Here is a 2,115-nt window from a genome sequence, read left to right as displayed (position 1 = left end):
AACAACAAGTAGTCGAAGCCTCTGCCGTTATTGCTGTGCTTGGTGATGTGGAAAGCTACAAGAAAGCCGAAAAAATTTATGGGCAGGCAGTTGAAGCAGGCTTTATGCCGGTTGATACGGCTACATCATTCATCGAACGAACAGTTGGCATGTACTCAAACTTGCCGCCTGAAGTGGCTCGCCAAATCGTATATACGGATGGAGGCCTTATCTCGATGCAGCTCATGCTTGTCGCTCGATCCAAAGGGTACGACACTGTTCCGATGGGAGGGTACGATAAAGCGAAGTTCGTAGAAGCTTTCGGAATTTCCGAACAGTTTGTGCCGGTTATGCTCATTGCTATCGGGAAAGCAACAAAACCAGGACATCCTACTACACGTCTTCCTATTGAGGATGTAGCGTATTTTAACGAATTGCCATCGGAATAATACAAAAGAAACGAAGTATTTAAAATCAAAAATAAAAAACTTTATTTTTACCCCGTTCTTTCTTAGAACGGGGTTATTATGTGTTGAGGTTTTGCTATCAAAGTCTAGCACAAATGGCGTTAGCTTGGTTCATTCGTTTTTAAAAAAAGAAGAGCGTCAATTGTCTGGATTTCGTTTAATTCACACTTTACTTATTGGATTAATTGGAGTAAACTTTAGAAAATTGATAAAAAGTGGAAAGTAGCTCATTGGTCGACCAAAAGCTCCTGAACGTATTATACGTTCAGGAGCCTTTTTTGTTAGCCTTTGTATTAGAAAAATGTTGATCATGTTATATTAGTCTGCGAATTTGCTTAAGGTAGAAAAAACGCTTCTTGAAAGGTACCCTCAAACCCGGAGTCTATTGACTTCAATGGTTAAATACGTCTTTATATTAATTCAGGAAAGTTGTGGTGGAAAATGAATATTGATTATCTTGAAGCTTTTATGTATGTAGTTCATTTGGAAAGTATTCATAAAGCAGCTGAAGCTCTGTATTTATCTCAGCCAACCGTTACTGCGAGAATTAAAACGTTAGAACGTGATCTTGGAATCGAATTATTTTTACGTAAGGGAAGGAGTTTGAGATTATCTGAGGAAGGAAAAGCTTTTATCCCATACGCAGAGAAAATTTTATTTACCTATCATCAAGGGAAGAAACTATTGAAAAAGGAAGATAATCCTGAAGAAATTGTTATTGGGGCTAATACTATTACTTCACAATACTTTATTCCTTTTGCCCTTCCTTTCTTGAAGAAAGCAAACCCTCAATTGCGATTTAAATTTTTTTCAGCGCCAAACGAAGTATTGCTCGATAAACTTCTTCAGAAGCAGGTGGATATCGCCTTTATGAAGGATATTACTCATCGTGGAATTCAAAAACATGAGCTTCTAAATAATTCTGTCCGGTTGGTTGTTTATCCTGGACATTCATTTCAATTTCAAGAGAATGTATCTGTTCAGCAATTAGCCATTGAACCCATGGTATTTTTTGAATGCGGCGCTTTTAACTGGAATCGGATCCATAAATTATTTGAAGTGGCAAATGTTAATCCTCGCATAGAATTTTTAGTCGACCATCTTGAAGTAGCAAAATCTATTATTCTTAGCAAAAATGGCATAGGATTTTTACCATACCTATGCATTAAGGAAGAGCTTGAACGAGGCGATCTGATTGAAATAGATGTTTCTCATATTCTCCAAATAAACCAGCATATTTTTGCGACACACTTAAATAATGGTTTTGTGTACCCCAAGCTTTGGAATGATATTCTTTTATCCATTAAAGAATTTGATAAGAAAAGTATTATGTTGATTGATTAAATATTCTGATGTAAAGATTAAATTTTTCTATCAGCTAATGTATTGCCATTACAACCTTCTCGGTGATAGGATTAATCTCAATAAAATAATAAGCATTCATTTCTCAGTGTAACAGGGAAAAGCAAAGCTTTAATTCCGACTATTCAAGTGTGTATTGTTGGATATAAAAGGAGGATGATAAATATGCAAACACAAAATATGAATTCTGTGGGGCACTTTTCAAAAACAAAAAAACAAAATTCCTTCAAAACAAGTAAATATCTAAATTTGCCAGATTTACAGTTTTTTAATTGGTGCAATCAACAGTATCAGGTCAATAGAGGTG

Annotated in this window: 2 protein-coding genes; both read left to right on the top strand. The window is 35.7% G+C overall.

Annotated features, from left to right (window positions below; genetic code table 11):
* Positions 1-428, top strand: a 428-nt coding sequence (locus V7659_RS18510; RefSeq protein ID WP_335541273.1) for a nitroreductase family protein, incomplete at its 5' end; no start/stop codon positions are given.
* Positions 429-887: 459 nt separating this feature from the next.
* The gene (locus V7659_RS18505) at positions 888-1,790 is read left to right on the top strand and encodes a LysR family transcriptional regulator (protein ID WP_335541272.1); all 903 of its coding nucleotides are present in this window, start codon (positions 888-890) and stop codon (positions 1,788-1,790) included.
* The last annotated feature ends 325 nt before the right edge of the window (positions 1,791-2,115 follow it).

The organism is Neobacillus drentensis (assembly GCF_036966985.1).
Taxonomy (GTDB): Bacteria; Bacillota; Bacilli; order Bacillales; family Cytobacillaceae; genus Neobacillus; species Neobacillus drentensis_E.
The sequence above is the reverse complement of the archived record's forward strand: the minus strand, read 5'-3'. Positions and strand labels throughout refer to the sequence as shown.

What these genes read in the sequence shown, in the direction of transcription:
- V7659_RS18505 (WP_335541272.1), top strand. Translation starts at nt 888, where the DNA reads ATGAATATTGATTATCTTGAAGCTTTTATGTATGTAGTTCATTTGGAA.